The sequence below is a fragment of the Oleiphilus sp. HI0079 genome (genome assembly GCF_001635105.1).
On sequence record NZ_LWFT01000419.1, the window covers coordinates 1 to 387 of the forward strand.

The 387-nt window shown below is 46.5% G+C and carries 1 protein-coding gene; it reads left to right on the plus strand.

Features of this window, described 5'->3' with window-relative positions; genetic code table 11:
• Positions 1–387 (plus strand): hypothetical protein (locus A3750_RS25950; protein ID WP_369819924.1); only part of this gene is annotated, 387 nt, incomplete at both ends.

Here is a 387-nt window from a genome sequence, read left to right on the forward strand (position 1 = left end):
GGTGAGATAGAGCTCAAAGCTGGCGATTTCCTTGTGTTGGCAGTGGGTGCTGACTTCCACAGTCGTAATAACCTCAGTAACAACTTTGTGTTTGTTTCCGGGGTCGAGCCAGACCACATACTAAGTGATGCTCAAGGGCGTTTGGCTATTGGTGGTTTTGTTGCGGTGATTGCCTTGGCTGCAAGCGGCATGGTGGAATTACTGCAAGGATTGGTTTTGCTGTTCGCGCTCTACCTTTTAACGGGTTGTCTTAATCGGCAAGAAGTATTGCGACGGCTACCTGTGCAATTATGGTTAATCATTACCACAGCATTGTTATTTTCAAAGGCGTTGATGAGTTCAGGCGTATTCACTTTAATCGCACATCAAGCATCAGAGGTGCTAATG